This is a genomic window from Methylobacterium sp. B1 (genome assembly GCF_000333255.1).
GTDB lineage: Bacteria > Pseudomonadota > Alphaproteobacteria > Rhizobiales > Beijerinckiaceae > Methylobacterium > Methylobacterium fujisawaense.
This window is the reverse complement of sequence record NZ_BACT01000918.1, coordinates 1-7,152: the sequence shown is the minus strand read 5'-3', so window position 1 is coordinate 7,152 and position 7,152 is coordinate 1. Positions and strand designations below refer to the sequence as shown.

Annotated in this window: 5 protein-coding genes and 1 pseudogene; 3 read left to right on the top strand and 3 right to left on the bottom strand. The window is 70.5% G+C overall.

Annotated elements, in window-relative coordinates:
• Positions 1-247: 247 nt before the first annotated feature.
• Positions 248-3,412: an efflux RND transporter permease subunit gene (locus I53_RS25950; protein ID WP_043356286.1), complete on the bottom strand. Its 3,165-nt coding sequence runs from the start codon at positions 3,410-3,412 to the stop codon at positions 248-250.
• A 49-nt stretch (positions 3,413-3,461) separates the two neighbouring features.
• Positions 3,462-4,498 (bottom strand): annotated as a pseudogene (locus I53_RS25945) (efflux RND transporter periplasmic adaptor subunit); the annotation flags it as partial.
• A gap of 8 nt (positions 4,499-4,506) precedes the next feature.
• Here I53_RS25945 and I53_RS25940 point away from each other — a divergent pair.
• Positions 4,507-4,995: a hypothetical protein gene (locus tag I53_RS25940; RefSeq protein ID WP_043356284.1), complete on the top strand. Its 489-nt coding sequence runs from the start codon at positions 4,507-4,509 to the stop codon at positions 4,993-4,995.
• A 10-nt stretch (positions 4,996-5,005) separates the two neighbouring features.
• Positions 5,006-5,860 (top strand): 3-deoxy-8-phosphooctulonate synthase, encoded by an 855-nt coding sequence (kdsA, locus tag I53_RS25935; RefSeq protein WP_043356282.1) that lies wholly within the window; start codon positions 5,006-5,008, stop codon positions 5,858-5,860.
• Between the two features lie 5 nt (positions 5,861-5,865).
• Here kdsA and I53_RS25930 read toward each other — a convergent pair whose 3' ends face one another.
• A complete protein-coding gene (locus I53_RS25930; protein WP_043356280.1) occupies positions 5,866-6,540 on the bottom strand; it encodes a class I SAM-dependent methyltransferase in 675 nt (224 codons plus the stop codon).
• 334 nt (positions 6,541-6,874) lie between these two features.
• On the opposite strand from I53_RS25930, the gene I53_RS25925 reads away from it, so the two are divergent.
• Positions 6,875-7,152 (top strand): hypothetical protein (locus tag I53_RS25925; protein ID WP_043356287.1); only part of this gene is annotated, 278 nt, incomplete at its 3' end.

Sequence of the window (7,152 nt, the reverse complement as noted above, 5' to 3'; positions counted from 1 at the left end):
CGGCATCGGCGAGCCGTGAGTGCAAATAGGGGGCGGCGACGGCCTGCTCCAGGGCGAGCACGGTGAGCCCTCGCAACGGCAGGTTCTGGCTCATCCGCACCTTCGTCTTGCGCCGCCCCCGCGAGGCCGGAGCTGGAACAAGTGGAACGGCCGGAGGCTCCGCCAAGCGGGCGGCGGTGACAGGGCTGCCCGGTCGTGGGCCTCCGGCCGGGCTTTCACACGGTGCCGGCGAGGCCGGCGGTCGAGCCTACTCGGCTGCGTGCAGCGTGGGCGGTCCGCGGACCTCCTCCACCGGCTCCGCGTCCGCGCGGGCGACCTGCGTCGTCTCCGGCCGGTCGCGGAAGGACAGGCGGTGGGCCAGCCGGTCGAGATAGATGTAGATCACCGGCGTCGTGAACAGCGTCAGCACCTGGCTCACCGCGAGGCCGCCCACCATGGCGTAGCCCAGGGGCTGCCGGATCTCCGAACCGGTGCCGGTGGCGACCATCAGCGGGATGCCTCCGAGGAGTGCGGCCATCGTGGTCATCAGGATCGGCCGGAAGCGCAGCAGCGCGGCCTTCCGGATCGCGGCCTCGGGGGTGAGCCCCTCCTCGCGCTCGGCGACGATGGCGAAGTCGACCAGCATGATGCCGTTCTTCTTCACGATGCCGATGAGGAGGATGATGCCGATCAGCGCGATCAGGCTGAAGTCGAACCCCGCCCACATCAGCACCGCCAGGGCGCCGACGCCGGCGGACGGCAGGGTCGACAGGATCGTGATCGGGTGGATGAAGCTCTCGTAGAGGATGCCGAGGATCAGGTAGACCACGAACAGCGCCGCCAGGATCAGGAGCGGCACCGTCGAGAGCGATTGCTGGAAGGCCTGGGCGGTGCCCTGGAAGCCGCTCACCACGGTCGGCGGCACCTGCAGCTCCCGCATCGCCCGGCCGATAGCCTCGGTCGCTTGGCCCAGTGCTACGTCGGGAGCGAGGTTGAAGCTGATCGTCACCGCCGGGAACTGGCCCTGGTGGTTCACGGCGAGCGGCGCCACCGGAACGGTCGTCCAGCGGGCGAAGGCCGCCAGCGGTACTTGCCCGCCCCCGATCGGCGCCTTGATGTAGATCCTGTCGAGGCTCTCGACGCTGCCCTGCAGCGCCGGCAGAACCTCCAGCACGACGTGGTAGCTGTTCAGCTGCGTGAAGTACTGGGCGATCTGGCGCTGGCCGAACGCGTCGTAGAGCGTGTCGTCGATCAGCTGAGGCGTGATGCCGTAGCGCGAGGCGGCGTCGCGGTCGATCGACAGCGTCAGCGTCGTGCCGCGCGTCTGCTGGTCGGTGGCGACGTCGCGCAGCTCGGGCAGGGTCTTCAGCGTGTCGAGGATGCGCGGCGCCCAGGCGTTCAGCTCGGCGAGATCCGGATCCTGGAGCGTGTACTCGAACTGGGTCCGCGAGGTGCGGCCTCCGGTGCGCACGTCCTGGGTGGCCTGGATGAAGGTCCGGATGCCCTCCACGCGCTCGAGTTTCGGCCGCAGGCGGCCGATCACCTGGAAGGCATTGGCGTCGCGCTCGTCGCGCGGCTTGAGCGTGATGTACATGCGCCCGGAATTGAGCGCCTGGCCGTTGCCGCCGAGCGACATGCCGACGGTGGCCACCGCCGGATCGGCCTGGACGATGGCGCCGACCTTCTCCTGCAGCGCCTGCATCGCCGAGAACGAGATTTCCTGCGACGCCTCGGTGACGCCGATCATGAAACCGGTGTCCTGCTGCGGGAAGAAACCCTTCGGGATCGCGACGAACAGGTAGCCCGTCAGTGCCAGCGTGGCGAAGAACACCAAGAGCGTGACGCGGCGGAACCGCAGAGCCACGTCGAGGGCATCGGCGTAGACTGCAAGCAGCCCGTCGAACGCGGCCTCGCTGATCCGGTAGAGGCGGCCATGGCGCTCGCCGTCGTGCGGCTTGAGAAGCCGCGAGGCCATCATCGGGGTCAGCGTCAGCGACACGAAGGCCGAGACCGCGATCGTCATCGACAGCACCACGGCGAACTCGCGGAACAGCCGGCCGATGATCCCGCCCATGAGCAGCAGCGGGATCAGCACCGCGATCAGCGACACCGAGATCGACACGATGGTGAAGCCGATCTCGCCCGCGCCCTTGAACGCGGCCTCCATGGGCCGCATCCCCGCCTCGACGTAGCGGCTGATATTCTCGAGCACGACGATGGCGTCGTCCACCACGAAGCCCACCGAGATGGTGAGCGCCATCAGCGAGAGGTTGTCGAGGGTGTAGCCCGCCATCCACATGAGCGCGCAGGCGCCGAGCAGCGCGAGCGGCACCGTCACGCTCGGGATCACCGTCGCCCAGAAGCTGCGCAGGAAGACGAAGATCACCCCGACGACCAGCACGATCGTCAGCATCAGGGTGAATTGCACGTCCTCGACCGAGGCGCGGATGGTCTGGGTGCGGTCGCTGAGGATGCCGACCTTGATGGCGGCCGGCAGGGTGGCGGTCAGGCGCGGCAGCTGCGCCTTGATGCTGTCCACCGTGTCGATGACGTTGGCGCCGGGCTGCTTGAACACGACGAGGAAGATGCCGCGCCGGCCGTTGGTCCAGCCGGCCTGCTTGGTATCCTCGGGGCCGGCGACGGCTTGTCCGATATCGCGCACGCGCAGCGGCGCGCCGTCGCGATAGGCGATGATGACGTCGTTCCAGTTCTGCGCCGCAGTGAGCTGGTCGTTGGCGTAGATCGTGTAGCTGTGGCTGCCGCCGTCGATGCTGCCCTTGGGGTTGTTGACGGTGGTCAGCGTGAGCTGCGCGCGCACGTCCTCCAGAGACAGGCCCTTGGCCACGAGCTTGGCCGGATCGATCTGGACGCGGACCGCCGGCTTCTGCTGGCCGCCGATGAAGACCTGGGCGACGCCGGAGATCTGGCTGATCCGCTGGGCCAGCTGCACGTCGACCGCGTCGTCCACATCGATCAGCGGCAGGCTGTCGGAGGTGGCCGAGAGCAGCAGGATCGGCGAGTCGGCCGGATTGACCTTGCGGTAGGTCGGCGGGGTCGGCAGGTTCTTCGGAAGCTGGCCGCTGGCGGCGTTGATCGCCGCCTGGATGTCGCTCGCCGCGCCGTCGATGTTGCGGTTGAGATCGAACTGGACCGTGACCGTCGAGATCCCGAGGGAACTCGTCGAGGTCATCTGCGCCACGCCCGGGATCTGCGAGAACTGCCGCTCCAGCGGCTGCGCCACCGACGAAGCCATCGTCTCCGGGCTCGCGCCGGGGAGCTGCGCGGTCACCTGAATCGTCGGGAAATCGACCTGCGGCAGCGGTGCGACGCCCAGCAGCGGATAGGCCACGACCCCGAGGAACAGGATGCCGACCATGATCAGCGTGGTCGCCACCGGAAACCGGATGAAGGGTGCCGAGATGCCGCCTTTCACCGCTCGGCCTCGCGCGGAACTGCTCTCGTCATCGCCGCCTCGCTCACCCTCAACGCAGCGCCTCCGCCTGCGCGGTGTGGGCGGCGTGCGGGTCACCCACGAGGCTGCCGTCCTGGACCTTGTACTGACCGGCGACGATCACCCGCTCGCCGGGCTGCAGATCGCCGCTGAGGATCCGGGTCCGACCGGAATCGGAGCGCCCCGCTTTCAGAGCGCGCTGATGGGCGTGGTTTCCGTCATCCACCGAGAAGACGAACAGGCCGTCGGGACCGTGCTGGATGGCATTGTCCGGTACGGTCATGGCGACGGCGACCGTGCCGACCCGCATCTTGGTGGAGACCGACAGGCCCGGCCACAGGGCGTGGATCTTGTTCTCGAAAACGGCCTTGAGGCGGATCGTGCCGGTCGCCGTGTCGACTTGGTTGTTGAACAGGGCGAGCTTGCCGTCCGCGAGCTTCGTCAGCCCGTCCGAACTCCAGGCTTCCACCGGGACGTCGCCCTTGCGCAGGGCTGCGGCGATCGCGGGCAACTGATCCTCCGGCGCCGTGAAGACGACGAAGATCGGCTCCACCTGCGTGATCGTGACGATCGGGGTCTGGCCCGCCGCGTTGACGATGTTGCCGATATCGACCTGCCGGAAGCCGGTGACGCCGTCGATGGGCGCGCGGACCGTCGCGTAGCCGAGCTGCGTCGTGGCGTTGTCGATAGCCGCCTGATCGGACGCCACCTGCGCGGTGAGCTGGGCGACCAGGGCGGTCTGCGTCTCGGTCTGCTGTCGGGAGGCGTAGGCGCCCAGTCCGGTGTAGCGGACAGGTCGGCTTTGGCGTTGCCGAGATTGGCCGTGTCCTGTTCCTTCTTGGCCTTCGCCTGAGCGAGCGCTGCCTGATAGGGCCGCGGGTCGATCTGCACGAGGACATCGTCCTTGTGGACGGTCTGTCCCTCCCGGAACGCCACCTGCTGGATCTCGCCGTCGACCCGCGTGCGGACCTGGACGGTGTTGTAGGCCTGCACGGTGCCCAGGCCGTTCGAGACCAGGGCGAACGGACCCTGCTCGACCGTCCCGAGGGTGACGGGCTCCTGCCGCGGATTTCCCCATGCTGCGCCTCTCCGCTCTGACTGTCCTCGTCGGCGTGTTCAGTCTCGGATCCGCACCAGCCCGCGCCGCCGACGCCTGCGACACGCTCGCCGCGACGGTGATCCGCGCGACCGGAGCCTCCCTGGCCGGTCGGACGGGCCCCGTCGCGGTATTCCGGGCGCAGGATGCCGAGCGGATGAGCCTCGATTGCCGCGCCCCCGCCAGGCTCACCGTGGCATCCCTCGATCGCGAGCCGCCCCCGGGCTACTTCATCCTGATCGGCCGCGCGGCGCGGGCGCTGGCCGGGGCTGACGCCGCCTCGGCCGAGGTTCTGGCGCTCAACCTCCACCAGGCCAGCCTTCTGGCGCAGGCCCCGCGCCGGGGCGGCATCGGCCCGATCCTGATGCTGTGCGAGACCGGGCCCCGGACCGATGGCCTGAGGGACGACCTCACCGTCTGCCGGCTGGCCCACAGGCCCGGGCTTTCGCGGATCCGCCGCGCGGGCTAGACCGGCCCGCATGTCGCAGATCGAGACACCCGGCCCCGTCGTCCAAGTCGGCGGCGTCCGCTTCGCCAACAACCTGCCGCTGACGCTGATCGCCGGCCCATGCCAGCTCGAAGGGCGCCAGCACGCCCTGGAGATCGCCGCCGCCCTCAAAGAGATGGCCGCGGGCCTCGGCGTCGGTCTCGTGTTCAAGACCTCCTTCGACAAGGCCAACCGCACCTCCGGCAGCGCCGCCCGGGGCATCGGCCTCGACGGGGCGCTCCCGGTCTTCGCCGAGATCCGCGAAACCCTCGGGCTGCCGGTGCTGACCGACGTGCACGCCGCCGAGCAATGCGCCCCCGCCGCCGAGGCGGTGGACGTGCTCCAGATCCCCGCCTTCCTGTGCCGCCAGACCGATCTGCTGCTGGCCGCGGCCGCGACCGGCCGGGCGGTCAACATCAAGAAGGGTCAGTTCCTGGCGCCCTGGGACATGAAGCACGTCGCCGCCAAGGTGACGGAGGCCGGCAATCCCAACGTCATCGTCACCGAGCGCGGCGCCTCCTTCGGCTACAACACCCTGGTCTCGGACATGCGCAGTCTGCCGATCATGGCGCAGGTCACGCAGGGCGCGCCGGTGGTGTTCGACGCCACCCACTCGGTGCAGCAGCCCGGCGGCCAGGGGGCGAGTTCCGGCGGCCAGCGGGAATTCGTCGCCGTCCTCGCCCGCGCCGCCGTGGCGGTGGGCGTGGCGGGCGTGTTCATCGAGACGCATCCCGACCCGGACCGGGCCCCCTCGGACGGCCCCAACATGGTGGCGCTGAAGGACCTGCCGGCGCTGCTCGAGGAACTCCTCGCCTTCGACCGCCTCGCCAAGCGCCGGACCGCCTGAGCGGCTCAGGCGGCCTCCGGCTCCAGCACGTGGATCCGCAGGGGCTGGACGAGGCCGAACCGCCCGTCCGCCTCGCGCGCGGCCGCCTTGTGGAAAGCCTCCGCGATCACGGGACGCCGGTCCCGAATGGTCGCGGCGCGGGCCGGGTCCACGGCGCTGACGCGGGCGAGGAAGGCGTCGAGGGAGTCGAAGTGCTCCCGCCGCTCGACAGTCACGTCGCGGCGGCACGCGTAGGCGCGGCGGGCCAGGGCGTCGGCGATGGCCGCCTGGGCCGCGGCCCGGACCGCCGTCTCGTCATCGATCGGCCGCAGGGCGTCGAAGAAGCTGCCCTCCGCCAGGGGCTCCACCACGACGAGCCGGCCGCCCGGGACCATCACGCGCGCCGCCTCGGCGAGGGCGGCCGCCGGGTCCGGCACGTGGTGCAGGGCGTTCAGCATCACGGCGCCGTCGAAGCCGGCATCGGGGAAGGGCAGGGCCTCGCCGGTCGCGGACTCGAAGCGCGCCTCCGGCACGGTCTCCCGCGCCCGGGCGAGCGCCGCCCCACCGGGGTCGATGCCGGTGACCGCCGCGCCGGCGTCAGCCAGCCGGCGCGCGAGCGCCCCGGGCCCGCAGCCGATGTCGAGGATCCGCTTGCCGGGCAGGGGCGCGAAGCTGTCGCGGATCAGGGTCCAGGCATCCATCGTCGGTCCTCCGGACGGAGCCGTAGCACGACCGCCCCGGAGGAGGGCGGATTTCCGCCGCCGGGCCCGGCCGATCGGCCAATGCGCCGCCCTCGAGCCCCGGCCGCCACCGTCGCCGGCCGCGGCCGCGCCAGGCTCTTCGCAAGAGTTCGGGCGTGCTCCACAGGCGAACGCTCAAGCTTGACCGCAATCACGGCGGCGCGAGCGCCGATGAACAACGGTTCAGGAACCCGACTGTGTGCGCATACGCACCAAAACTCCGGGCGAGATCTGGAACGGTATCGGGGCGACAACGTTATCGGGCATGTTCGATCGAGGATCGAGAAGGAACACTATGCGCAAGATCGGTATCATCGCCACCGCCGCCGCCATGGCCATTGGCAGCGTCGCCGCCACGACGGGCGCCGAGGCGCGTCCGTGGGGCTACCACGGCGGTTACGGCGGCTACGGCCACGGCTACTACCGCGGCCGCCGCGGCATCGGCACCGGTGCCGCCATCGGCCTCGGCATCGCCGGCCTCGCCGCCGGTGCGATCGCCGCGGGCGCGGCCCGCGACAGCTACTACGGCGGTGGCTACGGCTACGCCCCGTCCTACGGCTACGGTACGCCCCG

What these genes read in the sequence shown, in the direction of transcription:
- I53_RS25940 (WP_043356284.1), top strand. Translation starts at nt 4,507, where the DNA reads ATGCTGCGCCTCTCCGCTCTGACTGTCCTCGTCGGCGTGTTCAGTCTC.
- kdsA (WP_043356282.1), top strand. Translation starts at nt 5,006, where the DNA reads ATGTCGCAGATCGAGACACCCGGCCCCGTCGTCCAAGTCGGCGGCGTC.
- I53_RS25930 (WP_043356280.1), bottom strand. Translation starts at nt 6,540, where the DNA reads ATGGATGCCTGGACCCTGATCCGCGACAGCTTCGCGCCCCTGCCCGGC.